The organism is Paracoccus yeei ATCC BAA-599 (assembly GCF_000622145.1).
GTDB classification, from domain to species: domain Bacteria; phylum Pseudomonadota; class Alphaproteobacteria; order Rhodobacterales; family Rhodobacteraceae; genus Paracoccus; species Paracoccus yeei.
The window spans coordinates 96,680-123,170 of the sequence record NZ_JHWH01000014.1 but is presented as its reverse complement, the minus strand read 5'-3'; the positions used below and the strand labels follow the sequence as shown (position 1 = coordinate 123,170).

Here is a 26,491-nt window from a genome sequence, read left to right as displayed (position 1 = left end):
ATCGGCGGGCTGGGCGGGCAGCCGCTGCCGATCCCTCAGCTAATGCCTGTCCCGAAGCCACGTTCCCGCCCGCCAGAAGGAATAAACATTAATTAGGCCGCTCCTCCCGGTCCGTCAGGCGCAGGGCAAAAGCACCGCAATCCGCCGCAAGCCATCGCTTTTCCGAAGGTATTCGCGGTTTCCGCCGATCGCAGCCAGTTGCCAGCCGCCTTGGCTTGTGAAACATAGGGACCGATGGCCAACACCGGCAAGTGCTTGTTCTGCAAGCCTCAGGAGTCCGCCCGTGCTTTACAGCAAAAGCGAATGTGGGACATTGATGCGGGGGATGGATTGGTCGGCCAACCCGCTGGGCCTGCCCGAACGCTGGCCCGCCGAATTGCGCACCGTGGTCAGCATCGCGCTTGGCTCGACCCAGCCCATGCTGATCGTCTGGGGACCCGAACAGACGGTGCTGTACAACGACGGCTATGCCAAGATGTGCGGGCTGCGCCATCCGGCGGCCCTGGGCGGATCGTTCCGGGACCTGTGGTTCGACATCTGGGACCAGGTCGAGCCGATCATCGACGCGGCCTATGCGGGCATCAGCACCGCGATGGACGACATCGGCTTCATCATGCACCGCAACGGCTATCCCGAGGAGACGCATTTCTCGTTTTCCTATACCCCGGTCCGCAATGCGGCGGGCGAGGTGCTGGGCATGTTCTGCGCCTGCAACGAGACCACGACCGAGGTCATGCAGCGCCGGCGCCTGCAGCGCGAACAGGACCGCCTGCGCCACATCTTCGAAAACGCCATCGGGGCGGTCGCCGTCACCAGCGGGCCGGACCACCGCTTCACCTTCGCCAATGCGGAATACGAGCTTCTGACCGGCAATCGCGGCGTCACCGGCAAGACGGTGGCCGAGGCCCTGCCCGAAGTGGTCGACCAGGGCATCATCCAGCTTCTGGACCAGGTCTATGCCAGCGGCAGGCCCTATCACGGCCGGTCCCATCAGATCGACCTGCAGCGCAGCCCGAACCAGCCGCTGGAGCACCGCATCCTGGATTTCGTCTATTACCCGATCCCGGGGGCCGAGGATGAGGTCAGCGGCATCTTTGTCCAGGCGCTGGACGTGACCGAACACCACCGGCTGCACCACGAACTGGCCCACCGGCTGAAGAACCAGCTGACCCTGGTCATGGCCATCGTGAACATGACCTTCCGCGCCGCCGAGGACCTGGACGATGCGCGCGAGGCGGTGATGAACCGCATTGCCGTCCTCAGCCGCGCGCATGACGCCATCATCTCGGGCGAGGTGCAGGGCACCACGGTGGACGAGCTGATGCGCAGCGTGACGGCCTTGCAGGCCGGGCAGTCGGACAAGCGGCTGACCTGCGACGGCCCGTCGGTGCATATCGCGCCCAAGCCCTCGCTGTCGCTGTCGCTGATCCTGCACGAACTGATGACCAATGCCGTGAAATACGGCGCGCTTTCGGTCCCCGAAGGGCGGGTGCTGGTCCAATGGCAGGTCGAGGGGAACCGCTTTCGGCTGGTCTGGCAGGAATCGGGCGGCCCGCCCGTCTCTCAACCCGAACGCACCGGCTCGGGCACCGCGCTGATCGAGGCCGGGCTGAACGGAACGCGGAACTGCGCCGTCACCCTGACCTATGCGCCCGAAGGACTGTGCTGCGACATCCGCGCCGAACTGGTCGGCGTCGTCATGCCCGGCGGGGAACCGGCGACCACGCCCCCGGTGCGGCGGGCGGCAGGCGGCGGCGGGCACTGACCGGCGGGCTGGTCGATCCAATGTTCATCGGTGTCGATCAGAAAACATGCCGATGAACATTCCTCGGTCAGAGACGCACATTTTTCTTGGCCTGCCCTGCCACCCGGGTTAACCTTGGCGCATGGTCAAGGGTGCATCAGTCGAAACCGGGTGGCGCGGATCGCGCGAAGGCTGGCTTCAGGCCGGCTATCAGGCGCTGATCGACAGCGGCATCGACGCGGTCCGGATCCAGCCGCTGGCCAAGCAGCTCGCGCTGTCGCGCACCAGCTTCTACTGGTTCTTCGAGGACCGCGAGGCGCTTTTGCAGGCCCTGATCGACGGCTGGGAGGAGCGGACCACCGGCCCCCTGGTCGCCGCGACGCAGGAATACGCCGATTCCCAGGCCGAATCGATGTTGAACGTGCTGGCCTGCTTTCTGGGCGACGCCTTCGATTCGCGCCTGGAATTCGCGGTGCGCAGCTGGGCCCTGCAGGATCAGGAGGTGGCTAGCCGGGTCGCCGCCGCCGACGAAACCCGGCTCGAGGCGCTGCGCCGGATGCTGGCGCGCTGGGGCCATGCCGCCGTTGATGCGGATGTGCGCGCCCGTACCATCTACTTGACGCAAATCGGCTATATCTCGATGCGCGCACAAGAGAACATGGAAACCCGGATCGCACGGATTCCCACCTATGTCGGGATCTATACCGGAGAAGACCCCGAGCCGCGCGAAATGGCGCGGTTCGCTGCCCGGCTGCGGGCCAACCCGCCGACCTAAGAGCGGATCGTTACCGATGCAGGGGCACGCGCCCCGGCCAGCCACCCGGGTCCCGCGACGACCGGGCAGCAAGAACATATGTCGCGTCAGGGAGAACGAAACCATGAAACGCCTAGCCCTTTCCGCCGCAGTCGTCATGCCGCTTGCCGTCCTGGCCGGGCCGGCGCTGGCCGATTGCAGCGACCTGACCATCGCCAGCATGAACTGGCAAAGCGCCGAGCTGATGGCGAACCTCGACCAGTTCATCCTGAACGAGGGTTATGGCTGCGACGCCGAGATCGTCGTGGGCGACACCGTGCCCAGCATCACCTCGCTGGTGGAAAAGGGCAAACCCGAGATCGTGCCCGAGGCCTGGGTGGACCTGATGCCCGAGATCGTCGCGGCGGGCATCAAGGACGGCAAGATCGTCGAAATGGCGCGCTCTCTGTCGGACGGCGGCCAGCAGGGCTGGTTCATCCCCCGCTACATGCTGGACGAACATCCGAACCTGAACAAGATCAGCGAGATCCTGGCCCATCCCGAACTGTTCCCCGCCCCCGAGGACGCCAGCAAGGGCGCGGTCTTCAACGGCCCCGCGGGCTGGGGCGGCACCATCGTCACCACCCAGCTGGCCAAGGCCTTCGACATCGAGGGGCACGGCTTTACCCTGGTCGATACCGGGTCGGCGGCCGGGCTCGACGGGTCCATGGCCAAGGCCTATGAACAAAAGGCGCCGTGGCTGGGCTTCTACTGGGCGCCGACCTCGATGCTGGGCAAGTACGACATGGTGCCGGTCGACTTCGGCATGGCCAACGACATGGCCGAATGGAAGCGCTGCACCTCGGTCGCGGACTGCCCCGACCCCAAGCCGAACGCCTTCCCGGTCGACAACGTGTTCACGCTGATCGCCAGCGACTTCGCCAAGGACGCCGATCAGGGCGTTCTGGACTATCTGAAGAAACGCAGCTGGGGCAACGACACCGTCAACAAGATGATGGCCTGGATGACCGACAACCAGGCCACGGGCGAGGAAGGCGCGCGCGAGTTCCTGCGCACGCATGAAGAAATGTGGACCCAGTGGGTCAGCCCCGAGGCGGCGGAAAAGATCAAGTCCGCGCTTTGATCGCGCCCGGGCGGCCGCGCGGCCGCCCGACCCCCTTCCCCACTCAGCCCACAGGCGGACGGCAAACCATGTCCTGGTTGACCTCATTTCCACAGCTTGACGACGGATTCCTGCGCGACCTCAAGAAGGTCATCGACGACGGCTTCCGCAGCTTTACCCGCAGTTACGGCGATGTGATCGAGGGGCTGTTCAGCCCGCTCCAGACGCTGCTCAGCTGGTCCGAACGGCTTCTGACACACACGCCCTGGCCGATCATCCTGGCGGTCGTCGCCGCCCTGGCCTGGGGCGCCAGCCGCAGCATTCGCGTGGTGATCGGCAGCGTCGTGACGCTGGTGCTGATCGGCATGTTCGGCATGTGGGAGGACACGATGAAGACCGTGTCCATGATCTTTGCCTCGACCCTGCTGTCGATCCTGATCGGTCTGCCGCTGGGCATCCTGATGTCGCGTTCGGCCCGGGTGCAATCGGTGCTGAACCCGGTGCTGGACGTGATGCAGACCATGCCGAGCTTCGTCTATCTGATCCCGGTGGTCATGCTGCTGGGCATCGGCCGGGTGCCGGGGCTGATCGCCGTGGTGATCTATGCGCTGCCGCCGATGATCCGGCTGACGAACCTGGGCATCCGCCAGGTGGACCGCGAGGTGCTCGAGGCCGCCGACGCCTTCGGCTCGTCCCGCTGGCAAAAGCTCATCAAGGCGGAGCTGCCGCTGGCCCTGCCCACCATCATGGCCGGCATCAACCAGACCATCATGATGGCGCTGGCGATGGTCGTCATCGCATCCATGATCGGCGTCCAGGGCCTGGGCCAGCCGGTGCTGAAGGCGATCTCGAACCAGTATTTCACGCTGGGGCTTTTCAACGGCTTCGCCATCGTCGGCATCGCCATCCTGTTCGACCGCATCAGCCAGGCCTGGGGCCAGCGCCTGCAGAAACACCGCGAGGCCAGCCATGTCTGAACCCATCGGGATCGAGATCCGCAACCTTTACAAGATCTTCGGCCCCCATGCCGCGGCCCATGTCGATGCCGTCCGCCGCGGCATGACCAAGGCCGAATTGCAGGCCCGCCATCACCACGTCCTGGGCCTGCGCGACATCAACATCTCGATCCCTGCAGGAAGCATCCAGGTCATCATGGGCCTGTCGGGTTCGGGCAAGTCGACGCTGATCCGCCACATCAACCGGCTGATCGAGCCCACCGCCGGCCAGATCGTCATCGAGGGCCAGGATGTCGTGACCATGGCGCCCGAGGCGCTGCGCGCCTTCCGCCGGCACAAGACCGCGATGGTGTTCCAGAAATTCGCCCTGCTGCCGCATCGCACGGTCCTGGACAATGCCGCCTATGGGCTTGAGGTCCAGGGCATTTCCGAGGCCGAGCGTTACCGCACCGCGATGCGCTGGATCGAGCGGGTCGGCCTGAAGGGGTTCGAGAAAAGCTATCCCAGCCAGCTGTCCGGCGGCATGCAGCAGCGGGTGGGCCTGGCCCGCGCGCTGGCCAACGACGCCCCGATCCTGCTGATGGACGAGGCCTATTCGGCGCTGGACCCCTTGATCCGCTACGACATGCAGACGGTCCTGCTGGACCTGCAAAAAGAAGTGCGCAAGACCATCGTCTTCATCACCCACGACCTTGACGAGGCGCTGCGCATCGGCGACCGCATCGCGCTTTTGCGCGACGGGAACGTGATCCAGCAGGGCACAGGTCAGGATATCGTTCTGAACCCCGCCGACGACTATGTGGCGAACTTCGTCCAGCATGTCGACCGCGGCAAGGTGCTTAGGGTCGAGGCGGTGATGGACGCCCCCGCCGGCAGTCCGATGGCCGGGATCACGATCCGCGCCGACGCCTCGCTGGCCGAGGCGCTGAAGCTGATGGCCGCGAACCAGACCCAGGGCCTGCTGGTCCAGGGCGGCGCGGGGCAGGTGGTGGGCTGGCTGCCCTTCCGCGCCGCGATCGAGGCCCAGGCTGGGCGCTAGGCACAGGGAGACGTGATGCGCATCGGAATCATCGGGGCGACCGGCTGGCTGGGCTCGGCCCTGGGCGGGCGGCTTCTGGCGCAGGGGATCGTGGCGCCGGAAAACCTGATCGCGCTGAACCGCACCGGGCCCCGGCCCGATTACCAGGGCCATCGCGGTGTGGTCTGGGCGCGCGACGTGGCCGATCTGGCGGGGCAAAGCGACGTGATCGTCGTCTCGGTGCGGCCGGGCGACTGGGCGGGCCTGGGCCTGCAGGCGCAGGGACGGCTGGTCGTGTCCTTCATGGCCGGGGTGCGGGGGGAACGGCTGGCCGCCTGCGGCGGGCGCATCGTCCGCGCCATGCCGAACGCGGCGGCGGAACTGGGGGCGTCCTATTCGCCGTTCTGGGCCGCGCCGGACGTCACCGCCGAGGATCGCGACACCGTCCGGCGGCTTCTCTCCGCCATCGGCACCACGGACGAACTGGCCGAGGAAGCCCAGATCGACCTGATGACCGCCCTGCCCGGCTCGGGCGCGGCCTATCCGGCGCTGATGGCGGTGGCGATGGCCGGCTTCATGCGCGACCAGGGGGTCGAGGACGCCGTCGCCTGGCGCGCGGCCTAGGCGGCCGTGGTCGGCGGCGCGCAGATGCTGGCCGGCCGCATCGCCGAGGCGCCGCAGTTCCTGGCCGCCTATCGCGATTACCGCGGCACCACCGCCGCCGGGCTGGACGCCGCCGAGGCCGCGGGCTTCGACGACGCCCTGCGCCGGGCACTGGCCGCCGCGACCGAGGCGTCGCGCCGGCTGGGCCAGGACTAGGGCCGCGCCCGGCGGAAGGCGGCAGGACTATCAGGCAAGGGGATCATTCGATGACGGACGCAACATCCAGGCCGCAGCTGGTGTTCTATGAGGAGGCGGCGCCGCGCCTGACCTGGCCCGATGCCGTCCAGGCGATCCGACAGGGCCATGCCATGGCCCCGGCCGAGATCCGCGACAGTTTCCTTGGCCCACCCGAAGGCACGATGATGAGCCGCTCGGCCTATATCCCGGGGCTGGGATACGGGGCGAAGTGCTTTACCGTGCTGGACGCCAATGCCGCGCGCGGCCTGCCCACCGTGCAGGGCGCGATGCTGGTCTTTGCGCCCGACACCGGCAGCCTTCAGGCCATCATCGACAGCCGCCTGGTGACCGAATTCAAGACGGCGGCAGATTCGGTTCTGGGCGCCAGCCTGCTGGCCCGCCCCGACAGTCGCCGCCTGCTGGTGGTGGGGGCGGGGACCGTGGCCGAAAGCCTGGTGCGCGCCTATACCGCCGCCCTGCCGGGGATCGACGAGGTGACCCTGTGGGCGCGCCGCCCGGAACAGGCCCAGGCGCTGGTCGCCCGGCTGGCGGATGTCCCGGCGCGGCTGGCCGTGGCCCAGGACCTGCCCGGTGCGCTGGCCCGGGCCGATATCGTCAGTTCGGCCACCATGGCGCGACAGCCGGTCATCCTGGGCCGGCATGTCCGGCCGGGGACGCATGTGGACCTGATCGGCGCCTACAAGGCCGACATGCGCGAGGCCGACGACGACCTGATCCGCAGGGGCGCGCTCTTCGTGGACAGCCGGGCCACCACTATCGGCCATATCGGCGAACTCGCCATCCCCATGGCGGCGGGTGTGATCGCGCCAGACCATGTCCTGGGCGATCTTTACGACCTGGTGAGGCCTGACGCGCGGCGCCGCGCAAGCCCTGACGAGATCACGATCTACAAGAACGGCGGCGGCGCCCATCTGGACCTGATGATCGCGGCCCATATCGCGCGGATCATGGCCTCTGCCTGACGGCCGCGCGGGCGGTTTTTGCCGCCTGCCGGAACATCTGCCCCGCCGCCGGGTTCACTCTGCGACCCAGTCATGCGGAGAGACCGATGTTCCGACCCCCGCTCGCCAGGCCGGGCACCCCTGTGACAGCCCCCGGGGTGCGCCATGTGTCCTGACCGTCCCCCGCTGCGGTACAGCGACGATCTGGAAACCGTCGACCCCGCCCGCGAGGCGGCGACGGTCGAGGATCTGATCCAGTCCTTTCGCCATATCCTGACCACGACCTTTCGCGACTATGGCCATGCCGTGCGCGGCGTCCATGCCAAGGCCCATGCCGTTCTGCAGGGCCGGCTGGTGGTCGACGCCACCCTGCCCCCGGAACTGGCGCAGGGGATTTTCGCCCAGCCCGGCGAATACCCGGCTTGGCTGCGCATCTCGACCAATCCCGGCGACCTGCTCAGCGACACGGTGGCGCTGCCGCGCGGTATCGCGCTCAAGGTCGAGAATGTCCCGGGACCGCGCCTTGATGTGGATTCGGACGGCGCGCAGGACTTTCTGATGATCAACGGCCCGGTCTTTGCCGTGCCCCGGGCGCAGGATTTCGCCGGGCAGTTGAAACTGCTGGCGGCGACGACCGACCGCGCCGAAGGGGCCAAGATCGCCCTGTCGAAGACGCTGCAGGCCGTGAATGCCGCCCTGGGCATGGTGGGGCTGGAAAGCACGGCCCTTGCGGGCATGGGCGGCGCCCCCCAGACCGACCCCCTGGGCGAGACCTATTTCAGCGCCACCCCGTTCCGCTATGGCGATCATGTCGCCAAGTTCCGCTTGCGGCCGCTGTCGCCGGCGCTGACGGCGCTGACCGGCAAGCCCGTCGACATGGGCGCCGCCGAAAACCCGATCCGCGCGCAGATCAGGCGCGAGATGGCGGGGATCGACGGCGAATGGGCCTTCGAGGTGCAGCTGGCCCGCGCCCCCGAGCGCCAGCCCATCGAGGATGCCTCGGCCCTGTGGGACGAGGCCGAGGCGCCCTTCGTCCAGGTGGCGACGCTGTATCTGCCCCGGCAGGACAGCTGGGACGCCGAGGCCGTCGAGCAGGCCGACGACCGGATGCGTTTCAGCCCCTGGAACGGCATCGTGGCGCATCGTCCTTTGGGCAGCGTCAACCGCGCGCGCCGGGAAACCTATCGCTACTCGGCCCATTTCCGGGCCGAGGCGAACGGCTGCCCGATCCACGGATTGCAGGAAGGCGACCGATGACCGAGCACGACCGTCCGCAGCGCGAACAGGACCCGACGACGCCGCATTACGATCATCCGACCGGCGGCTGGGGTTCGGTCCGCAGCGTCCTGCGCCACCTGGGGGGCAAGCGGGTGCCGCTGGGCGTGCTGGACACGCTGTGGCGCCAGAATAAGCCGCGCGGGCACATGTGCACCTCCTGCGCCTGGGCCAAGCCCGCCTCGCCGCATCTGGCCGAATTCTGCGAGAACGGCGCCAAGGCTACCATCTGGGACCTGACCAAGGACCGCTGCGGCCCGGATTTCTTTGCCGCGCATCCGCTGTCCGAACTGCGCGGCTGGTCCGATCACGCGCTTGAGGCGCAGGGCCGGCTGACCCATCCGATGCGCTATGACGCCGCCAGCGACCGCTATGTGGAAACCACCTGGGACGAGGCCTTCGCCGCCATCGGCGCGGCGCTGCGGCGCCTGCCGCCCAGGTCCACGGTCTTTTACGCCTCGGGCCGCGCCAGCCTTGAGACATCGTTCCTGTACGCGCTGTTCGCTCGGCTTTACGGGCACAACAACCTGCCCGACAGCTCCAACATGTGCCACGAGACCACCAGCGTCGGGCTGAAGAAGGTCATTGGCAGCCCGGTCGGCACCTGCATCCTGTCGGATTTCGACGAATGCGACATGCTGCTGTTCTTTGGCCAGAACACCGGCTCGAACAGCCCGCGGTTCCTGCATCCCTTGCAGGCGGCGGCCCGGCGGGGTTGTCGCATCGTCACCTTCAACCCGGTGCGGGAACGCGGGCTTCTGGAATTTGCCAACCCGCAGAACCCGGCCGAGCTGCTGAAGGGCTCGGGCACGCCGATTTCCGACATCTACCTGCAACTGCGGGCGGGCAGCGACATCGCGGCGATCGCGGGGATCTGTAAGCACCTGTTCGCGCTCGACGATGAAAACCCCTCGGACCAGGATCCGGTGATCGACCGCGCCTTCATCGCCCGGCACGGCCATGATTTCGCGGCCTTTGAATCCTGGGTCCGCGCGCTGGACTGGGCTGAGATCGAGGCCGCCTGCGGCCTGCCCCGCGCCGACCTGGCCGAGGTCGCCGCGCTTTACGCCCGGTCGCAATGCTGCATCGGCGTCTATGGCATGGGCCTGACCCAGCATGTGCACGGCAGCGACAGTATCGCCATGCTGGTGAACCTGCTGCTGATGCGCGGCAACATCGGCCGGCCCGGGGCGGGCATCTGCCCGGTGCGCGGCCATTCCAACGTGCAGGGCCAGCGCACCGTCGGCATTTCGGAAAAGCCGGACCTGGTGCCCCTGGACAAGCTGGCCGAGGAATTTGGCTTCGATCCGCCGCGCGACACCGGCCTGACCACGGTCGAGGTGGTGCAGGCGCTGCTGGACGGCGAGTTGCGCGGCTTTCTCAGCCTGGGGGGCAATTTCGCCCGGGCCATCCCCGACCAGGGCCGCGCCGACGACCTGTGGCAAAAACTTGAGCTGAACGTGCAGGTCGCCACCAAGCTGAACCGCAGCCATGTGCTGGTGGGCGAAGGTGCCTGGCTGCTGCCCTGTCTGGTGCGGGCCGAGCGCGACGTTCAGGCGAGCGGGCCTCAGGCCGTGACGATGGAGGACAGCCTGAGCCATATCCACGGCTCGCTGGGCCGTCGGAAACCCGCGTCCGAACACCTGCTTTCGGAACCGGCGATCATCGCCGGCATTGCCCAGGCCACGCTGGAGCCGAACCCCAAGGTGCGCTGGCAGGACTGGGTGGGCGACTATGGCCTGGTCCGGGATCTGATCGCGCGGATCTATCCCGACCAGTTCGCCGATTTCAACGACCGCCTGTTCACGCCCGGCGGGTTCTATCGCGGCAATGCGGCGCGCGAACGCGACTGGCAGACCGACAGCGGCAAGGCCGAGTTTACCGTGCCTCCGGCGCTGTCCGCCCTTGGGGACGAACCTGGGCCGGGCCACTTTACCCTGATCACGCTGCGGTCGAACGACCAGTTCAACACGACGGTCTATGCCGACCGCGACCGGCTGCGGGGGCTGGAAGGACGGCTGCGCCTGCTGATCGCCCCCGACCAGATGCGCGAGGCGGGGCTTGCCGAGGATCAGACCGTGGCCCTTGTGACCGTCAGCGACGACGGTATTTCCCGCCGGTTGGAAGGGCTGCGGGTCACGCCCTATGACCTGCCCGCCGGCTGCGTCGGGGCCTATTACCCCGAGGCGAACGTCCTGGTGCCGCTGGACCGGTACGATCTCGCCTCGAAAACCCCGGCCTACAAGGGCGCGACCGTGCGGATCGAGCCTATTCCGTAGGATCGCCGCTGGCCGGGGCGGGCGAATCCGTCCCGTCGTACAGCGGCTGGCGCGCCGTGCCGGACTCGGGGATCGGATCGCCGGGCTTGTGGTCCTTGCGCTGCGACGGCCGCGTGGTCTGGTCCTTGTCCCCGTCTGGGATGCTGTCCTCGGGCATGGCTGGTCCTTTCCTGAAAGAAAGGCAATGCCGCGCAGGCCGCGCGCGTTCCGTCAGATCCGCTCGATCGCCAGGGCGATGCCCTGCCCGCCGCCGATGCACATCGTCACCAGCGCCCGGCGCCCGCCCGTGCGGCGCAACTCCTCCATCGCCTTCAGGGTGATGATGGCGCCGGTCGCGCCGACCGGATGACCCAGCGCGATGGCGCCGCCGTTCGGGTTCACCCGCGCCGGGTCCAGGCCAAGTTCCTGGTTCACCGCCAGCGCCTGCGCCGCAAAGGCCTCGTTCGACTCGATCACGTCGAAATCGCCCGCCGCCAGCCCTGTGCGCGCCAGCAGCGCCTGCACCGCCGGGACCGGGCCGATGCCCATCACCTCGGGGCGCACGCCCGCGACGGCGTGGCCCAGCAGCCGGAACGCGGGTGTCAGCCCGGCCGCCCGTGCCGCATCGCCCCGCGCCAGCACCAGCGCCGCCGCGCCGTCGTTGATCCCCGAGGCATTGCCCGCCGTGACCGTGCCGTCGCGCTGGAACACCGCCTTCAGGCCCGCCAGCTTGTCCAGCGAGGTTTTCTTGGGGTGTTCGTCGGTGTCGAAGGCCACGACGCCCTTGCGGGTCTTGATCTCGATGGGAACGATCTGGTCGCGGAACCGCCCCTCGGCGATGGCGGCGGCGGCCCGGCGCTGCGATTCCAGCGCGAATTCGTCCTGCGCCTGACGCGAGATGCCATGTTCGCGGGCGACATTCTCTGCCGTCACCCCCATGTGGCCGGTGCCCATCGGGCAGGTCAGCGCGCCGGTCATCATGTCCAGCATCGGCGCGTCGCCCATCTTGACGCCAAAGCGCGCCGCCGGAATGGCATAGGGCGCGCGGCTCATGGATTCGGCGCCGCCCGCCACGGCGAAATCGGCGTCACCCAGCATCAGCGCCTGCGCGGCGGAAACGATGGCCTGCGCGCCCGATCCGCACAGCCGGTTGACGTTCATGGCGGGCGTGGTGTCGGGCACGCCCGCGTCCAGCATGGCGACGCGGGACAGGTACATGTCGCGCGGCTCGGTGTTCAGGACATGGCCAAAGACCACGGTGCCGACCTGCGCGGGCGCGATGCCGGCGCGTTCGATGGCGGCGCGGGTGACGGTCGCGGCCAGCTGGATCGGCGGGATCCCCGCCAGGCTGCCGCCAAAGGTGCCGATGGCGGTCCGCGCCCCGGACAGGATGACGATTTCGGTCTCAGGCATGGTTCCCCCCGTTTGGCTGTTTTCCAAGGCTAGCGCGCGGACCCAGCCCCGCAAAGCCCCCGAGGTGCTTGCCTACGCCGCGTCCTCGGCCAAGAATGGCGGCATGGAAAACGATCCCCGTCTCAGCCTGCGCCTGCATTTCGACAGCCTGACCTTTGGCCGGGGCAAGGCCGACCTGCTGCAGGCCATCGCCGAGGAGGGCTCGATTTCCGCCGCCGGGCGACGGCTGGGGATGAGCTATCGCCGCGCCTGGGCCCTGGTCGAGGAGATGAACCGCCATTTCCGCGCCCCCCTGGTCGAAAGCGCGCGCGGCGGCGCGGGCGGCGGCGGGGCGGGGCTGACCGACTTGGGGCGCGCCGTGCTGGGCGAATACCGCGCGCTGGAATCGCTGGTGCGCAGCGCGCCGCAGCTTGCGGCCCTGCGGGATATGCTGGCCCGGAAATAACGCTTGCCGCCCGCCGCCGCGGCTGGTTATGTCGGGCAAAACATAATGGAGCCCACCATGCGCCTGTTCCAATCCCTGATCGCCGCCGCCCTGGTCGCGCTGCCCCCCGCCGCCCAGGCCGACGAGATCACCGTCTTTGCCGCCGCCAGCCTTAAGGACGCCTTGGATCAGATCGCCGCCGACTGGCAGAAGTCGCACGCCGATACGGTGGTGATTTCCTATGCCGGCAGTTCGAAACTGGCCAAGCAGATACAGGAGGGCGCGCCGGCCGATCTGTTCATCTCGGCCTCGAGCCAGTGGATGGACGCGGTCGAGACATCGGGCGATATCGACGCCGCGACCCGGCTGGACCTTCTGGGCAATACGCTGGTCCTGGTCGGCACCGGCCAGCCGGCCGCCGCGCCGGTCGAAGACCTGCCGACCCTGCTGGGTAAGCGCAAGCTGGCCATGGCGATGGTCGATTCGGTGCCCGCCGGGCAATACGGTAAGCAGGCGCTGACCACACTGGGCCTTTGGGATAAGGTGCAGGGCCAGGTCGCCCAGGCCGACGACGTGCGCGCCGCGCTGAAGCTGGTCGCCACCGGCGAGGCGCCGCTGGGCATCGTCTATGGCAGCGACGCGGTGGCCGAAAAGGGCGTCGGCGTGGTCGCGACCTTCCCGGCCGACAGCCACGCGCCGATCACCTATCCCGCCGCCGTTACCAAGGCCGCCGACACGCCGCAGGCCAAGCTGTTCCTGGACAGCCTGAAGCAGGACCCGGCGCGGTCCATCTTTCAGGCGCAGGGCTTTACCGTCGCGGAATAAGGCCGGTGTGGGACTGGCTGGGACCGCAGGAATGGCAGGCCGTCGCGCTGTCCTTGCGGGTATCGCTGGTGGCGACGCTCGTCAGCCTGCCATTCGCCATCGCCATCGCCTGGCTGCTGGCGCGGCGCAGCTTTCCCGGCCATGACCTGCTCAGCGGGCTGGTGCATCTGCCCCTGATCCTGCCGCCGGTGGTCACCGGCTATCTGCTGCTGGTGAGCATGGGCACGCGCGGGCCCATCGGCAGCCAGCTGGAGCCCCTGGGCATCGTCTTTGCCTTTCGCTGGACCGGGGCGGCGCTGGCCGCCGCCATCATGGCCTTTCCGCTGATGGTGCGCTCGATCCGGCTGGGGTTCGAGGCGGTGGACCCGCGCCTGGAACAGGCCGCTGCCACCCTGGGGGCGCCGCGGCCCTGGATCTTTCTGACCGTGACCCTGCCCCTGATCCTGCCGGCGTTGCTGGCCGGGGTCACGCTGGGCTTTGCCAAGGCGATGGGCGAATTCGGCGCCACCATCACCTTCGTGTCGAACATCCCCGGCCAGACCCAGACCATGCCTTCGGCCATCTATGCGCTGCTTTCGACCCCCTCGGGCGAGGGGCCGGCGATGCGGCTGGTGCTGATCTCGGTCGCGATCGCGCTGGCGGCGGTGCTGGTGTCGGAATTCCTGGCACGGCGGATGGCGCGATGAGCCTGTCCGTCGCCTATCGCCACCGTTTTCCCGGCCTGTCGCTGGAGGTGGCGTTCCAGGCACCGCCCGGGGTGACGGCGCTGTTCGGCCCCTCGGGCTGCGGCAAGACCACCACGATCAACGCCATCCTGGGGCTTCTGCGCCCCGACCGTGGCCGCATCGCGCTGGGGGACCGGGTGCTGTTCGACGGCCAGACCGACCTGTCGCCGCAGGCGCGCCGCATCGGCTGCGTGTTCCAGGACGCGCGGCTGTTTCCGCACATGACGGTGACAGCGAACCTGCGCTATTCTGCGCGCTGGCGGCGCGACGCCGCGCGGGATTTCGACCGCGTCGTGCAGATGCTGGGCCTGGGCGCTCTGCTGAACCGCCGCCCCGCGACGCTGTCGGGGGGCGAGCGCCAGCGCGTCGCCATCGGCCGGGCGCTGCTGTCGGACCCGGCGCTTCTGGTGCTGGACGAGCCCCTTGCCGCGCTGGACGAGGACCGCAAGGCCGAAATCATGCCCTGGCTGGAACGCCTGCGCGACGATGTCCGCCTGCCGATCCTTTACGTCAGCCATTCCGTCCCCGAGGTGCTGCGGCTGGCCAATACGGTGGTGCTGATGCAGGCCGGCCGCACCGTCCACAGCGGGCCGCTGGCCGAACTGCTGGCCGACCCCGACCTGGCCCCCCGGCTGGGCGCGCGCGAGGCCGGGGCGCTGATCGCGGCGCGGGTCGAGGCGACCGAGCCCGACGGGCTGGTCCGCGTCGCCACCGCCGCCGGCCCGATGCTGCTGCCGGGGATCGAGGCGCGGCCCGGCCACGCGCTGCGGCTGCGCATCCTGGCGCATGAGGTGATCCTGTCGCGCGACCCGCCGCAGGGCCTGTCGGCGCTGAACACCCTGCCCGCCACCGTGACGCGCATCGACGGCGGGCTTGTGCAACTGTCCCTGGGCCCCGAGCGGATGCTGGCCCAGGTCACGCCCCGCTCGGTCCAGGCCCTGGGCCTGAAACCGGGAAGCCCCTGCCACGCCATCGTGAAGTCGGTCTCGGTCCTGCCGAGCTGACCCGCGCCGGCTTCCGCGCAATTTGAGGCACTATGCCTTTGGCGGCAGGGCGGTCTTACGTTACCACTGGTGGTTGTCCATAGTCTCCGCACAGCGTAGGTGTCCCGATGAATGTGTCCTCGGCCAACATTGCCCTGACGATCCTGAAGAATGACCAGGCCTCGCTTTCGACGCCGGCAAAGGCGGTGGACGATGCGGTCGCCGCATCGAAGGCTCAAGCAGCGCCCAGTTCGAATGACCGCTATGTGCCCGGCAGTGATGAGCCACCGGAGGTTGCGATGGCGGTTGCCCAGCTTGACCGTCTTTACGAGGTTCACGAAGGACTGCTGAACGGTTCGATCAGCCCTTTCGATCCGAAGGCGTCCGAGGCGACCGGCCATGAAAAAGTAATGAATCCTGCCAAGACGGACTCCCGTATGGTTTTCGAGGGCAACTTCATCAGTGCCGGAGACAGCGTTCCTCATGGCACTACGGCACCCCAGAGCGATGCGAACTTCCTCTCGCGTCGGGATGCGATGGCAAACGCCTATCACTACGCAACCGACTTGATGGCTAGGGCGGCACGGACGGCCGACACGGCCAAAAGTCACCCAGACGTCAACCTTGCTGGTAGCCAGGCGTCGATCAGTGCAAATACAGTCATTCCCCATACCTCCGAAGTCGATGTACTTAACATGGAACGCTCTGCCGTCACCCTGGCGGGCATGTTCAGCTTCGACTCGGCCTCGGTGACCGCCGCTGCTTACCAAGGCAAGTTCGAGGGCTTCAGCCTGACCCACGGCACGCTGGGCAAGATCATGGATGTCTCGGCCGAGGGCGAGATCACGCTGTATGGCTCGGACGGCACCGCCTATTCGGCGGACGAATACAACGCTGCCAATGTGGACGGGGGCATCCCTCAACTGCACAACGACATGATCCGAAAGGCGGATGCAGACGAGCGGCATGCGAAACTGCAAGCCCTGATCAACGCGTCGAAGTAGGCCAGCATGTCCCGATCCGCAACGGCCTGAGGCCCCGCGCCTTCCCGCGCAAAATCGAGCCTTTGTCATTTGCGCCACCCCCCTTTGCCGGGCTAACATCCCCGGAAAAAGACAATGAGGGGCAGTCATGAACAGGTTTCTCAAGCTCGCGATCGTCGGGCTGGTCGCCTCGTGCGGCGGCGGCGGCAGCTACAAGGCGCCGCGCAATCTGGAAAACGCCTGCGCCATCGCGGCCGAACGCCCGGCCTATATGCGTGCGATGCGGCAGACCGAGCAGCGCTGGGGCGTGCCGATCCACGTCCAGATGGCCACCATCCACCAGGAATCGAAATTCATCGGCGACGCCCGCACCCCGCACCGCTATGCGCTGGGGATCATCCCGATGGGACGGCAAAGCTCGGCCTATGGCTACAGCCAGGCCATCGACGGGACCTGGGACGACTATCGCCGTTCGACTGGCAATCGCGGCGCGCGGCGCGACAACATCCGCGACGCGACCGATTTCATGGGCTGGTACATGAACGATTCGACGCGCATCCTGGGCATTTCCAAGCGCGACGCCGCCTCGCAATACCTGGCCTATCACGAAGGCCGGGCGGGCTTTGCCAAGGGCTCGCATCGCGGCAAGCCCTGGCTGACGGATGTGGCCTACAAGGTCGGCGCCCGGGCCCAGCTTTACGAGATGCAGCTGGCGAGCTGCAGGCGCTGAGCCCTAGTTGATGACGAACTTCGAGGGCGGGATCGAAACCCCCGTCCGCATGTCGCCCAGGATCACGGTGGTGCGCTTGCCCGCGTCATCGGTCACCACCCATTGCCGCAGCTGGGTCGGGTTTGCGGTGAACACCATCTGGATATTGCCGTATTCCGGGTGCTGGGGGTCCTGGGCCGTGACCACGGTGGTGTTCTTTCTTTCGGCATAGCCGGTCACCATGCGCGCCTTGCCCAGGTTGATGTTCGGCGCCAGGATCAGCGACAGCGGCGTCTTGGACAGCGGATATTGCTGCGGCCCGCCGCGGGTCTTGCCGTCATAGACCGCGACCTGCCCGGCCGAGGCCAGGACCAGCGTCTTGCTGCCCTGGTATTCGAAGCGCACCCGGTTCGGCCGGTGGATGAACACCTGCCCGGTCGAAACGCTGCCGTCCGGGTTCACTTGGGTGAACGCCGCCTGCGCGGTCTTGAGGCTGTTGAGATAGCGCGAGATCTCGTTCAGGGGGATCTTCTCGGCCAGGGCGGGGAAGGCCAGGGCCAGGCACAGGACGGGCGCAAGGGCGAGCGATTTCAGGTTCATGTCCCGGATCATAGCGGTTCGCGAAGGGCTTGCACATCACGTTCGCTTGGACGCGCGCAGCCCGAACGCTCGCGGCGGCGTGAACGTTCCGCCAGGGCGGGCGGGCGTCAAAGCGGGCGGCCGGCCAGCAGGCGCGGCATCGGCTGCAGCGACAGCCCGGCCGCCTGCCGCATGAAGCGGCGGCGTAGGGGCGGCAGGCTGTCCACCATGCCCAGGCCCAAGCCACGGGCTGCGCGCAGCAGCGGGTTTGCGTTGGAAAACAGCGCGTTCACCCCGTCCATCCCCAAAGCCAGCAGGGTGGCGTCGGGCCGGCGCCACGCCTGATAGCGCGCCAGCACCGGGTCCGTGCCGATGTCCTCGCCCCGCCGACGCGCCAGGGTCAGCACCTCGGCCAGGGCCGCGACATCGCGCAGGCCCAGGTTCAGCCCCTGCCCCGCGATGGGGTGGACGCCATGCGCGGCATCGCCCACCAGTGCGACGCGCGGCGCGACATAGGTTTCGGCCAGGCTGAGGCTGAGCGGATAGGAAAAGCGCGGGCCGGCCAGGCGGATGTCGCCCAGGAAATCGCCGAACCGGGGCCGCAGCACCTCGAGAAACGCGTCCTCGGGCAGGGCCAGGATCGCCTGGGCGGCGGCCTTCTGCTCGGACCAGACGATGGAGCTGCGGTTGCCCGGCAGCGGCAGGATCGCCAGCGGCCCGCCCGGCATGAACAGCTGATGCGCCGTGCCCTGATGGGGCAGGTCGTGATCGACCGCCGCGACCAGCGCAAGCTGGCCGTAGTCATGGCCCAGCCGCCGGATGCCCGCGCGCGCCGCGACCCCCGACTGCCGGCCGTCGGCGCCGACCAGCAGGCGCGCGCGCAGGGCCCGCCCGTCCGACAGCGCCACCGTCACCCCTGCGGGCCCCGGGTCCTGCCCGGTGACCATCAGCCCGGGCAGGTGCGCGATCCCCCGGTCCCGCATGGCGCCGACCAGGGCGCGATACAGATGCCGGTCCTCGAGCATGTAGCCCAGGCGGCCTTCCTCGATCTCGGCGCCATCGAAATGCAGGCCGAAGGGGTCGGCCCCCTCGCCCGGCGCGCCCTGCACCGCCTGCACTTTCAGGATGGGTTGGGCGCTGCCGGCAAGTTCGCTCCACAGCCCCAGCGCGGCCAGCAGCCGCTGCGAGGCCAGCGCCAGCGCATAAGCGCGGCCGTCGAAGCCCGCGGTGCCCCGCGCATCGGCCGGGCGTGCGTCCACCACGGCCACGCGCATCCCGCAGCCCTGCAATGCCAGCGCCAGGGCGGGGCCGTTCAGCCCGCCGCCCGCGACGACGATGTCATGATCCATGTCCATGCGCGCACTATGCCGCCGCCGCCGGCAATGTCCATGCGGCATCTGGGGCCTGCGCCATTGCAGCGCACCGGCCCAGGGGCTAGCCTTGGGCCGGGCAGGTTATCGAAAGGCGCGGCATGGACTGGCTCAAGGCATCGGCGGCAGAGCAGGGCCGCGCAATCCTGGCCGGCCTGGCCAGCCCGGTCGAGCAGACCGAGGCCTATCTGGACGCCATCGCCCGCCACCCCTACGGCCGGCGCATCTATGCCCGCACCACCGCCGACCGCGCCCGGGCCGAGGCGATCGCCGCCCATGACCGGGCCCGCGCCGGGCTGCGCCGCGGCCTGCTGGACGGGGTGGCGATCAACTGGAAGGACAATTTCGACATGGCCCGCCAGCCGACCGAGGCGGGCTCGCGCCTGCTGACGGGGCGCATCCCCGGGCGCGACGCGCAGATCCTGGCGGCGGCGACCCTGCAGGGCCTGGTCTGCCTGGGCAAGACCCACATGACCGAACTGGCCTTTTCCGGGCTGGGGGTGAACCCGATGACGGCGACGCCGCCGAACAGCATCGACCCTGCGCTGGCGCCCGGCGGGTCCAGTTCGGGCGCTGCGGTGTCGGTCGCGTTGGGGTTGGCGGCGGCCGCGATGGGGTCGGACACCGGCGGCTCGATCCGGGTGCCCGCGGCATGGAACGGGCTGGTGGGCTTCAAGCCCTCGATGGGCGCGCTCAGCGCCGAGGGCATGGTGCCGCTGTGCCGCCGCTTCGACGTGGCCGGACCCATCGCCCGCACGGTCGAGGACTGCGCCGAGCTTTTCGCTACCCTGCGCGGCGAGCCGGCCCCCGACCTGTCCGGCCCGCCCCGCCACCTGCGGCTTCTGGTGATCGACGGCGCGCCCTTCGACCAGGCGCGCGAGGGACCGGTCGCGGCCTTCGAGGATGCGGTGGCGCGGCTGGCGCGCGCGGGCGCGCGCATCACCCATGCCCAGCCCCCTTGTGTGGCCGAGGCGCTGGCGCTGTCGCCCACCCTGTTCGCCCCCGAGGCCTATGGCCTCTGGCGCGACCAGATCGAGGACGCGCCGGAACTGATGTATCCCGCGATCCTGGAACGCTTCCGGGGCGGGCGGGACGTGACGGCGGCGGATTACGTCGCCGCCTGGGACCGGCTGGGGCGGCTGCGCGCGGACTGGGCCCGGGTCGCGGCGGGTTTCGACGCGGCGATCCTGCCGACCGCCCCCATCCTGCCGCCCGACACCGAAAGGCTGCTGACGGATGGCGCCTATTTCGCGACCGAGAACCTGCTGACCCTGCGCAACACGCGCATCGCGAACCTTCTGGGCCTGCCCGCCGTCACCCTGCCGACCGGACAGCCGGCCTGCGGCATCATGCTGATGGGCGCGCCGCGTGCCGACCGCGCGCTGCTGGTCGCCGCCGCCGCGGCCGAGGCCGCGCTGCGCTGAAACCGCGGCCTTCGGGGCCGGGCCGGGGGTTTTCGGTCCGTGAATCTCTGGACGCATGGGGGGTTTGCCGGTATCTTTGCCCGGAAAACGGGGCGCTACGACCCCGTTCGAGAGGCAGTCATGGCAATACCCGAGCGGTTCTCGAACCTGCCGGAATATGCGTTCCCGCGCTTGCGAACGCTTCTTTCGGGCCTGTCCCCCGCCGCCGATCCGGTCGTCATGACCATCGGCGAGCCGCGCCATGCGGTGCCGGAATTCACCGCCCGCATCATGGCCGACAGCATCGCCGAATTCGGCAAGTACCCCCCGAACGAAGGCACGCCCGACCTGCTGGCCGCGATTTCGGGCTGGATCCGGCGCCGCCACGGCATCGAGGTCGAGCCCGCCCGCATCACCGCGCTGAACGGCACGCGCGAAGGGCTGTTCAACGCGGCCCTGGCCCTTTGCCCCGAGACGAAGGCCGGCCAGCGCCCCGCCATCCTGATTCCGAACCCGTTCTATCAGGTCTATGCCGTGGCCGCCGCCGCCGTGGGGGCCGAGCCGGTCTTTGTCCCCGCAACCGAAGCGACGGGGTTCCTGCCCCGCTACGGCGATCTGGACCCGGCCGTGCTGGACCGGGTCGCCATCGCCTATCTGTGCTCGCCCGCCAACCCGCAGGGCTCGGTCGCCGACGACGCCTATCTCGAGGACCTGATCGCCCTGGCGGATCGCCATGATTTCCTGGTCTTTTCGGACGAATGCTATTCCGAGATCTGGCGCGACGCCCCGCCGCCCGGGGCGCTGGCCGTGGCCACCCGCATGGGGCTGCCCGACCGGGTGGTGATGTTCAATTCGCTGTCCAAACGCTCGAACCTGCCGGGGCTGCGGTCGGGCTTCGCGGCGGGCGGGCCGGCCCAGATCGGCCAGCTGCGGCGCCTGCGCAGCTATTCCGGCGCGCCCCTGCCGCTGCCTGTGCAGCGCGTCAGCGCGGCCGCCTGGAACGACGAGGCGCATGTCGAGGAAAACCGCGCGCTTTATCATGCCAAATATGCCGTGGCCGACCGGGTGCTGGGCAATGTCCCCGGCTATCGGCCGCCGCAGGGGGGCTTCTTCCTGTGGCTGCGCGTGCCCGAATCGGTCGGCACCGGCGAGGATGCGGCGAAGACGCTGTGGACCCAGGCCGGCATCCAGGTCCTGCCCGGGGCCTATCTGTCGCGCGACACCGACCAGGGCAACCCGGGGCAGAATTACATCCGCGTCGCGCTGGTCGATCCGGCCGGCCCGACCGAGGCGGCGCTGAACCGCCTGAAAACCTGTTTGTATCAAGGGGATTAATCATGGCGAGCTGGCAGGCCAAACACCGCGATCCGCTGTTCGATCAATCCACCCAGGCGGCGCTGGAACGGCGCGGCAAGGAACTGCTGGGTGCCGGGCTGATCGTGCTGGGCCTGCTGATCGCGGCGATGCTGGTCAGCTATACGCCCGACGACCCCAGCTTCATGTCGGCGACCGACCAGCCGGCGCAGAACTATCTGGGCCGGCCGGGCGCCTATGTCGCCTCGGCGCTGTTCATGATCACCGGCTATGGCACCTGGGTGCTGGTCGTGGGCGCCGTCGCCTGGGGCCTGCGCTTCATGCTGCACCGGGGCGAGGAACGCATCATGCGGGGCATCTTCCTGCCCATCGGAATGGTGCTGGTCTCGGTCTATGCGACCTCGATGGCGCCGCCACCGGGCTGGACGCAAAGCTTTGGCCTGGGCGGGCACCTGGGCGACATGCTGATGGGCGCCATGCTGTCGGTGATGCCGGTCAAGGCCTCGATCGCGATCAAGGTGCTGGCGCTGCTGACGGCCGCCGCCGCCGCAGGCTTCATGGCCTTCGTGCTGGGCTTCGACAAGCGCGAGCTGGGCGCCATCGGCCGCTTCCTGCGGGAGGGGCTCGCGACCGCGCGGCTGCTGGCGCTGCATGGCGTGGACCGGGGCGCGCGGCTGTCCTCGGGCGCGGCGCAGCGCATCAGGACCAAGGCCGAGGCGCGGCGCGACCGCACGGCCCGCGCCGGCGACGCCGTCCTGCCCGACGAGGCGGCCCGGCCCGCCCGCCGCGTTGTGCCGCCGCCCCGCTCGCCCGTGATCCGGCCCCAGTCCGAACTGGTCGAGCCCGAGCCGCATTACCCCGACGACGACGAGGCCCCCTCGGACGAGGCGATATCGAGCCGGATCGACGAGGCGATCCGCCACCGGACCGAGCCGGCCGCGCCCAAGCCTTCGGTCCTGTCGGCGGTGACGGCGCGGCTGACGGGCGGACAGGCCCAGCCCCTGCCCCGCCACGACGAGGATGAGGACGAGGACGAGGACGGCGACGGGCATGACCCCCATGCCGCGCCCGTGGCGCCGCCCGCCGCCCGCCGCGCGCCGCCCCGGCCGCAGGCCTCGCCCGCGCGCGAGGCCCTGGGCCATTACGAACACCCGCCCCTGTCGCTGCTGACCGCCCCCACCACCGTCGAGCGCCACCAGCTGTCCGAGGAGGCGCTGATGGACAATGCCCGCATGCTCGAGGCGGTGCTGGACGACTATGGCGTCAAGGGCCAGATCACCGAGGTCCGGCCCGGCCCCGTGGTCACGCTCTACGAACTCGAGCCTGCGCCGGGGCTCAAGGCCAGCCGGGTGATCGGGCTGGCCGACGACATCGCGCGGTCGATGTCGGCGCTGTCGGCGCGGGTCTCGACCGTGCCGGGGCGCAGCGTCATCGGGATCGAACTGCCGAACGCGCGACGCGAAAAGGTCGTGCTGCGCGAGATCCTGGCCGCGCCCTCCTATGCCGACGGAACCCAGCCCTTGCCGCTGGCGCTTGGCAAGGACATCGGCGGCGGGCCGGTCGTGGCGAACCTGGCCAAGATGCCCCACCTGCTGATCGCGGGGACCACCGGCTCGGGCAAGTCGGTCGCCATCAACACCATGATCCTGAGCCTGCTCTACAAGCTGACGCCCGAGCAGTGCCGGCTGATCATGATCGACCCCAAGATGCTGGAACTGTCTGTTTACGATGGGATTCCGCATCTTCTGTCGCCGGTCGTCACCGACCCGAAGAAGGCGGTCGTGGCGCTGAAATGGGTCGTCGGAGAGATGGAGGAGCGCTATCGCCGGATGTCCAAGATGGGCGTCAGGAACATCGAGGGCTACAACAGCCGCGTCCGCGAGGCGCTGTCCAAGGACGAGATGTTCAAGCGCACCGTGCAGACCGGCTTCGACGAGGACACCGGCGAGCCGATCTTCGAGACCGAGGAGTTCCAGCCCGAGACCTTCCCCTATATCGTCGTCATCGTCGACGAGATGGCCGACCTGATGATGGTCGCGGGCAAGGAAATCGAGGCGTGCATTCAACGGCTTGCGCAGATGGCGCGGGCCAGCGGCATCCACCTCATCATGGCGACGCAGCGGCCTTCGGTCGATGTCATCACCGGCACGATCAAGGCGAACTTCCCGACCCGGATCAGCTTTCAGGTCACCTCCAAGATCGACAGCCGCACCATCCTGGGCGAGCAGGGCGCCGAGCAACTGCTGGGCCAAGGCGACATGCTGTACATGGCGGGCGGGTCGCGCATCACCCGCGTCCACGGTCCCTTCGTCAGCGACGAGGAGGTCGAGGAGATCGTCAACCATCTGAAATCCTTCGGTCCTCCCAGCTATATGGCCGGCGTGGTCGAAGGCCCGGACGAGGAAAAGGCCGACAGCATCGACATGGTGCTGGGCCTGTCCAGCGGCGAAGGCGGGGATGCCGAGCTTTACGACATGGCCGTCGCCATCGTCGCCAAGGACCGCAAATGCTCGACCAGCTATATCCAGCGCAAGCTGGCGATCGGCTACAACAAGGCTGCGCGGCTGGTCGAGCAGATGGAGGAGCAGGGCGTGGTCAGCCCGGCGAACCACGTCGGCAAGCGCGAGGTTCTGGTCCCCGAGGTCTGATCCCGCGCCAGCGCCGTTTCCGGGGCCGGGCCGTTGCGCCCGGCCTTTTGCGTTGCGCGGTGCACCGCGCGGTGGACATCCACGAAATCCCGGCAAATGCCGGGGTTTTCGCCGTGACAGCCGTACACCGCGCGTACACCGGGCGTACACCGCCCGCCGTCCCCGTTGCGCGGCCCATGCGCAGCAAAAGGCCCCGCCACGGAGGGCGGGGCCTGGGGCCGGGTCCGGTCGGAGGGGAGAGGGAGGCCGGGGACCGGAGCCGGCGAAGCCCTTAGATCGTGTCGCCGAGCTTGCCCTTGACGGTGCCGGCCACATCCTGGGCCGTGCCCTTGGCCTGCTGGGCCTTGCCCTCGGCGGTGAGGCCGGGGTTGTCGGTCGCCTTGCCGACGGCTTCCTTGACATTGCCCGCAACCTTGTTGCCGGCAGCCTTGATCTTGTCAGTTGCTTCACCCATGGATTGATCCTCCGTGGCTTGGTTGACTATGCAAGAAGAACCCGCCAGGGGGGCGCCCGGTTCCGCAGCGCAGCGATCACGGTTTTGCGGGGTCGGGCGATGGTCCCGGGCCGACCCCGAACCCGCCGGCGCCGGGTTCACGGGTCAGGGCCTGAACAGCCGCCGGGGAAGCCGCAGCAGGGGCGTGTGGCCGTAGCCTGCGACGCTGAAACAGGCCAGGGCGATCACCAGAAGCAGGACGGCGACCACCAGGCCGTTGCGCGCCACGACCTTGCCGCGATCCGACAGCCGGCCGCGCAGCCACAGCAGCAGCGAAACGCCAGAACCGCCGAGAGGCACAGGCCGAAGGCCGCGATCAGGACGGTGGTCAGGGCATTGCTGTCCATGAAGGTCTGGTCCGGGGTGCCTTGGGGCCCGCCGAGCCGCGCGGGGGATGCGGCACAATGGGGCGGGCTTCAGCCGGCCAGTGCCAGCCCCACGCCGCCGAGCGCCGCCAGGATCACCACCAGCCAGGGCGGCGCTCTCCATGCGGTAAGGAGGACGAAGCAGGCCAGCGCCAGCGCGAGGTCGCGCAGGTCCCCGACCGCGCCGGTCAGGACCGGGGTGTAAAGCGCCGCCCCGAGGATGCCCACCACCGCGGCATTCGCCCCCTGCATCACGGATTGCGCCCGGGCCATGCCGCGGAAGCGGTCCCAGAACGGCAGGGCCGCGACCAGGATCAGGAAGCCCGGCAGGAAGATCGCGCCCAGCGCCAGGGCCGCGCCGGCGATGCCGTTCGGCGCCGGGCCCAGCACCGCGCCCAGATAGGCGGCAAAGGTGAAAAGCGGCCCCGGCACCGCCTGGGCCGCGCCGTAGCCGGCCAGGAAGGCGTCCGGCGCGACCCAGCCCGGCGCCACGGTCGCCGCCTGCAGCAGCGGCAGGACGACATGGCCGCCGCCAAAGACCAGCGCTCCGGCGCGGTAAAGGCCGTCCGCCACCGCCCAGCCCTGGCCGAGTCCCGCCGCCAGCGGCAGCAGGACCAGAAGTCCCAGGAAGGCGGCCAGCGCCCCCAGCGCGACCCAGCGCGGGATCGGCACGGCCAGCGCGGCGCCGGTTCCCGGACCCGGCACCGCAGCCGGGCCCAGCGCCAGGCCCAGGGCCGCGCCCGTCAGGATCGCCCCGACCATGCCGAAGGCGCCGGGGACGAAGGCCAGCACCGCTACGGCCGCCACCGCGATCGCGGCGCGCTGCCGGTCGGGGCAAAGCGTCCGGGCCATGCCCCAGACGGCCTGGGCGACGATGGCCACCGCCACGAGCTTGAGCCCGTGAAGCGCCCCGTCGCCAAGCGGCCCGCTCAGCCGCGCCGCCGTCAGGGCAAAGACCACCAGCGCCACGGCCGAGGGCAGCGTGAAGCCGGCAAAGGCCGCCAGCGCCCCCGGCCAGCCCGCCCGCATCATGCCCAAGGCAAAGCCCACCTGGCTGGAGGCGGGGCCGGGCAGGAACTGGCAAAGCGCCACCAGATCGGCATAGGCCGCGTCGTCAAGCCAGCGGCGGCGGGTCACCAGCTCGTCCCGGAAATAGCCCAGATGCGCGATGGGGCCGCCGAAGCTGGTCAGGCCCAGGCGGAGAAAGACCGCAAGGACCTCGGCCGGGGTTCCCTGCGCGGGCCGCGCCGCGGCGTCCTGCCGAAGATCCGTCATTCCTGCCCCCCTGGTGCCTGTCCCTGCGATCCCCCGCAAGGGCCGCGTTCCCGTCCCTTACTAGGGGATCTTG

At 69.1% G+C, this 26,491-nt stretch carries 26 protein-coding genes; 19 read left to right on the top strand and 7 right to left on the bottom strand.

Annotated features, from left to right (window positions below; genetic code table 11):
• Positions 1-325 precede the first annotated feature (325 nt).
• The 10 genes from BU28_RS22510 (at position 326) to BU28_RS0109330 (ending at position 10,930) form a co-directional block, all read left to right on the top strand.
• Entirely contained in the window at positions 326-1,765 is a 1,440-nt protein-coding gene (locus BU28_RS22510) for a sensor histidine kinase (protein WP_051578082.1), read from the top strand.
• 121 nt (positions 1,766-1,886) lie between these two features.
• The gene (locus tag BU28_RS0109365) at positions 1,887-2,519 is read left to right on the top strand and encodes a TetR/AcrR family transcriptional regulator (protein WP_028719252.1); all 633 of its coding nucleotides are present in this window, start codon (positions 1,887-1,889) and stop codon (positions 2,517-2,519) included.
• 103 nt (positions 2,520-2,622) lie between these two features.
• Positions 2,623-3,621 (top strand): ABC transporter substrate-binding protein, encoded by a 999-nt coding sequence (locus BU28_RS0109360; RefSeq protein WP_028719251.1) that lies wholly within the window; start codon positions 2,623-2,625, stop codon positions 3,619-3,621.
• A 68-nt stretch (positions 3,622-3,689) separates the two neighbouring features.
• Positions 3,690-4,577: an ABC transporter permease gene (locus BU28_RS0109355; RefSeq protein WP_028719250.1), complete on the top strand. Its 888-nt coding sequence runs from the start codon at positions 3,690-3,692 to the stop codon at positions 4,575-4,577.
• Positions 4,570-5,595: a quaternary amine ABC transporter ATP-binding protein gene (locus tag BU28_RS0109350; protein ID WP_028719249.1), complete on the top strand. Its 1,026-nt coding sequence runs from the start codon at positions 4,570-4,572 to the stop codon at positions 5,593-5,595. The genes BU28_RS0109355 and BU28_RS0109350 overlap by 8 nt, the downstream gene beginning before the upstream one ends.
• Positions 5,596-5,610: 15 nt before the next feature.
• Complete coding sequence (locus BU28_RS22505) at positions 5,611-6,198, top strand: pyrroline-5-carboxylate reductase family protein (RefSeq protein WP_233144945.1); 588 nt, start codon at positions 5,611-5,613, stop codon at positions 6,196-6,198.
• A gap of 6 nt (positions 6,199-6,204) precedes the next feature.
• Entirely contained in the window at positions 6,205-6,393 is a 189-nt protein-coding gene (locus tag BU28_RS26270; protein WP_233144946.1) for a pyrroline-5-carboxylate reductase dimerization domain-containing protein, read from the top strand.
• Positions 6,394-6,443: 50 nt separating this feature from the next.
• The gene (locus BU28_RS0109340; RefSeq protein ID WP_028719248.1) at positions 6,444-7,397 is read left to right on the top strand and encodes an ornithine cyclodeaminase family protein; all 954 of its coding nucleotides are present in this window, start codon (positions 6,444-6,446) and stop codon (positions 7,395-7,397) included.
• Between the two features lie 144 nt (positions 7,398-7,541).
• Positions 7,542-8,633, top strand: coding sequence for a catalase family protein (locus tag BU28_RS0109335; protein ID WP_028719247.1), 1,092 nt, complete (start codon positions 7,542-7,544; stop codon positions 8,631-8,633).
• Positions 8,630-10,930 (top strand): FdhF/YdeP family oxidoreductase, encoded by a 2,301-nt coding sequence (locus tag BU28_RS0109330; protein ID WP_028719246.1) that lies wholly within the window; start codon positions 8,630-8,632, stop codon positions 10,928-10,930. Before BU28_RS0109335 ends, BU28_RS0109330 begins: the two co-directional genes overlap by 4 nt.
• Here BU28_RS0109330 and BU28_RS25375 read toward each other — a convergent pair.
• Complete coding sequence (locus BU28_RS25375; protein WP_155992528.1) at positions 10,920-11,087, bottom strand: hypothetical protein; 168 nt, start codon at positions 11,085-11,087, stop codon at positions 10,920-10,922. The two genes, BU28_RS0109330 and BU28_RS25375, sit on opposite strands and share 11 nt — an antisense overlap.
• A gap of 53 nt (positions 11,088-11,140) precedes the next feature.
• On the bottom strand, positions 11,141-12,322 hold the full coding sequence (locus BU28_RS0109320; protein WP_028719245.1) for an acetyl-CoA C-acyltransferase family protein: 1,182 nt from the start codon (positions 12,320-12,322) through the stop codon (positions 11,141-11,143).
• Positions 12,323-12,425: 103 nt separating this feature from the next.
• Between BU28_RS0109320 and BU28_RS0109315 the strand changes: the two genes are divergently transcribed.
• The 6 genes from BU28_RS0109315 (at position 12,426) to BU28_RS0109290 (ending at position 16,992) form a co-directional block, all read left to right on the top strand.
• Positions 12,426-12,767: a winged helix-turn-helix domain-containing protein gene (locus BU28_RS0109315; RefSeq protein WP_028719244.1), complete on the top strand. Its 342-nt coding sequence runs from the start codon at positions 12,426-12,428 to the stop codon at positions 12,765-12,767.
• Between the two features lie 57 nt (positions 12,768-12,824).
• Positions 12,825-13,571, top strand: a complete 747-nt coding sequence (gene modA / locus BU28_RS0109310; RefSeq protein WP_051578081.1) for a molybdate ABC transporter substrate-binding protein — start codon at positions 12,825-12,827, stop codon at positions 13,569-13,571.
• A gap of 5 nt (positions 13,572-13,576) precedes the next feature.
• Positions 13,577-14,257 carry a molybdate ABC transporter permease subunit gene (gene modB, locus BU28_RS0109305; RefSeq protein ID WP_028719242.1) on the top strand — a complete coding sequence of 227 codons (681 nt, stop codon included), beginning with the start codon at positions 13,577-13,579 and terminating at the stop codon, positions 14,255-14,257.
• Positions 14,254-15,300: a molybdenum ABC transporter ATP-binding protein gene (gene modC / locus BU28_RS0109300; RefSeq protein WP_028719241.1), complete on the top strand. Its 1,047-nt coding sequence runs from the start codon at positions 14,254-14,256 to the stop codon at positions 15,298-15,300. Before modB ends, modC begins: the two co-directional genes overlap by 4 nt.
• A gap of 107 nt (positions 15,301-15,407) precedes the next feature.
• On the top strand, positions 15,408-16,283 hold the full coding sequence (locus BU28_RS25370) for a hypothetical protein (RefSeq protein WP_143809685.1): 876 nt from the start codon (positions 15,408-15,410) through the stop codon (positions 16,281-16,283).
• A 127-nt stretch (positions 16,284-16,410) separates the two neighbouring features.
• A complete protein-coding gene (locus BU28_RS0109290) occupies positions 16,411-16,992 on the top strand; it encodes a transglycosylase SLT domain-containing protein (RefSeq protein ID WP_028719239.1) in 582 nt (193 codons plus the stop codon).
• A 3-nt stretch (positions 16,993-16,995) separates the two neighbouring features.
• Here the strand turns inward: BU28_RS0109290 and BU28_RS0109285 are convergent, their stop codons facing one another.
• The gene (locus tag BU28_RS0109285) at positions 16,996-17,571 is read right to left on the bottom strand and encodes a LolA family protein (RefSeq protein WP_028719238.1); all 576 of its coding nucleotides are present in this window, start codon (positions 17,569-17,571) and stop codon (positions 16,996-16,998) included.
• Between the two features lie 107 nt (positions 17,572-17,678).
• Positions 17,679-18,905 (bottom strand): FAD-dependent monooxygenase, encoded by a 1,227-nt coding sequence (locus BU28_RS0109280; RefSeq protein ID WP_028719237.1) that lies wholly within the window; start codon positions 18,903-18,905, stop codon positions 17,679-17,681.
• 116 nt (positions 18,906-19,021) lie between these two features.
• Here BU28_RS0109280 and BU28_RS0109275 point away from each other — a divergent pair, with 116 nt between their 5' ends.
• From BU28_RS0109275 to BU28_RS0109265, 3 genes are all read left to right on the top strand, one after another.
• Positions 19,022-20,344, top strand: coding sequence for an amidase (locus BU28_RS0109275; protein WP_028719236.1), 1,323 nt, complete (start codon positions 19,022-19,024; stop codon positions 20,342-20,344).
• A gap of 120 nt (positions 20,345-20,464) precedes the next feature.
• Positions 20,465-21,658 (top strand): aminotransferase class I/II-fold pyridoxal phosphate-dependent enzyme, encoded by a 1,194-nt coding sequence (locus BU28_RS0109270; protein WP_028719235.1) that lies wholly within the window; start codon positions 20,465-20,467, stop codon positions 21,656-21,658.
• A gap of 2 nt (positions 21,659-21,660) precedes the next feature.
• The gene (locus BU28_RS0109265) at positions 21,661-24,285 is read left to right on the top strand and encodes a DNA translocase FtsK (RefSeq protein WP_028719234.1); all 2,625 of its coding nucleotides are present in this window, start codon (positions 21,661-21,663) and stop codon (positions 24,283-24,285) included.
• Between the two features lie 271 nt (positions 24,286-24,556).
• Here BU28_RS0109265 and BU28_RS0109260 read toward each other — a convergent pair whose 3' ends face one another.
• From BU28_RS0109260 to chrA, 3 genes are all read right to left on the bottom strand, one after another.
• Positions 24,557-24,739, bottom strand: coding sequence for a CsbD family protein (locus tag BU28_RS0109260; RefSeq protein ID WP_028719233.1), 183 nt, complete (start codon positions 24,737-24,739; stop codon positions 24,557-24,559).
• 144 nt (positions 24,740-24,883) lie between these two features.
• Positions 24,884-25,078, bottom strand: coding sequence for a hypothetical protein (locus tag BU28_RS0109255; RefSeq protein ID WP_028719232.1), 195 nt, complete (start codon positions 25,076-25,078; stop codon positions 24,884-24,886).
• Between the two features lie 116 nt (positions 25,079-25,194).
• The gene (gene chrA / locus BU28_RS0109250; protein WP_028719231.1) at positions 25,195-26,418 is read right to left on the bottom strand and encodes a chromate efflux transporter; all 1,224 of its coding nucleotides are present in this window, start codon (positions 26,416-26,418) and stop codon (positions 25,195-25,197) included.
• Positions 26,419-26,491 lie beyond the last annotated feature (73 nt).

Excerpts from the sequence above, each read along its gene's own strand:
- BU28_RS22510 (WP_051578082.1), top strand. The coding sequence starts at position 326 with ATGGATTGGTCGGCCAACCCGCTGGGCCTGCCCGAACGCTGGCCCGCC.
- BU28_RS0109365 (WP_028719252.1), top strand. The coding sequence starts at position 1,887 with ATGGTCAAGGGTGCATCAGTCGAAACCGGGTGGCGCGGATCGCGCGAA.
- BU28_RS0109360 (WP_028719251.1), top strand. The coding sequence starts at position 2,623 with ATGAAACGCCTAGCCCTTTCCGCCGCAGTCGTCATGCCGCTTGCCGTC.
- BU28_RS0109355 (WP_028719250.1), top strand. The coding sequence starts at position 3,690 with ATGTCCTGGTTGACCTCATTTCCACAGCTTGACGACGGATTCCTGCGC.
- BU28_RS0109350 (WP_028719249.1), top strand. The coding sequence starts at position 4,570 with ATGTCTGAACCCATCGGGATCGAGATCCGCAACCTTTACAAGATCTTC.
- BU28_RS22505 (WP_233144945.1), top strand. The coding sequence starts at position 5,611 with ATGCGCATCGGAATCATCGGGGCGACCGGCTGGCTGGGCTCGGCCCTG.
- BU28_RS0109340 (WP_028719248.1), top strand. The coding sequence starts at position 6,444 with ATGACGGACGCAACATCCAGGCCGCAGCTGGTGTTCTATGAGGAGGCG.
- BU28_RS0109335 (WP_028719247.1), top strand. The coding sequence starts at position 7,542 with ATGTGTCCTGACCGTCCCCCGCTGCGGTACAGCGACGATCTGGAAACC.
- BU28_RS0109330 (WP_028719246.1), top strand. The coding sequence starts at position 8,630 with ATGACCGAGCACGACCGTCCGCAGCGCGAACAGGACCCGACGACGCCG.
- BU28_RS25375 (WP_155992528.1), bottom strand. The coding sequence starts at position 11,087 with ATGCCCGAGGACAGCATCCCAGACGGGGACAAGGACCAGACCACGCGG.
- BU28_RS0109320 (WP_028719245.1), bottom strand. The coding sequence starts at position 12,322 with ATGCCTGAGACCGAAATCGTCATCCTGTCCGGGGCGCGGACCGCCATC.
- BU28_RS0109315 (WP_028719244.1), top strand. The coding sequence starts at position 12,426 with ATGGAAAACGATCCCCGTCTCAGCCTGCGCCTGCATTTCGACAGCCTG.
- modA (WP_051578081.1), top strand. The coding sequence starts at position 12,825 with ATGCGCCTGTTCCAATCCCTGATCGCCGCCGCCCTGGTCGCGCTGCCC.
- modC (WP_028719241.1), top strand. The coding sequence starts at position 14,254 with ATGAGCCTGTCCGTCGCCTATCGCCACCGTTTTCCCGGCCTGTCGCTG.
- BU28_RS25370 (WP_143809685.1), top strand. The coding sequence starts at position 15,408 with ATGAATGTGTCCTCGGCCAACATTGCCCTGACGATCCTGAAGAATGAC.
- BU28_RS0109290 (WP_028719239.1), top strand. The coding sequence starts at position 16,411 with ATGAACAGGTTTCTCAAGCTCGCGATCGTCGGGCTGGTCGCCTCGTGC.
- BU28_RS0109285 (WP_028719238.1), bottom strand. The coding sequence starts at position 17,571 with ATGAACCTGAAATCGCTCGCCCTTGCGCCCGTCCTGTGCCTGGCCCTG.
- BU28_RS0109280 (WP_028719237.1), bottom strand. The coding sequence starts at position 18,905 with ATGGACATGGATCATGACATCGTCGTCGCGGGCGGCGGGCTGAACGGC.
- BU28_RS0109275 (WP_028719236.1), top strand. The coding sequence starts at position 19,022 with ATGGACTGGCTCAAGGCATCGGCGGCAGAGCAGGGCCGCGCAATCCTG.
- BU28_RS0109270 (WP_028719235.1), top strand. The coding sequence starts at position 20,465 with ATGGCAATACCCGAGCGGTTCTCGAACCTGCCGGAATATGCGTTCCCG.
- BU28_RS0109265 (WP_028719234.1), top strand. The coding sequence starts at position 21,661 with ATGGCGAGCTGGCAGGCCAAACACCGCGATCCGCTGTTCGATCAATCC.
- BU28_RS0109260 (WP_028719233.1), bottom strand. The coding sequence starts at position 24,739 with ATGGGTGAAGCAACTGACAAGATCAAGGCTGCCGGCAACAAGGTTGCG.
- chrA (WP_028719231.1), bottom strand. The coding sequence starts at position 26,418 with ATGACGGATCTTCGGCAGGACGCCGCGGCGCGGCCCGCGCAGGGAACC.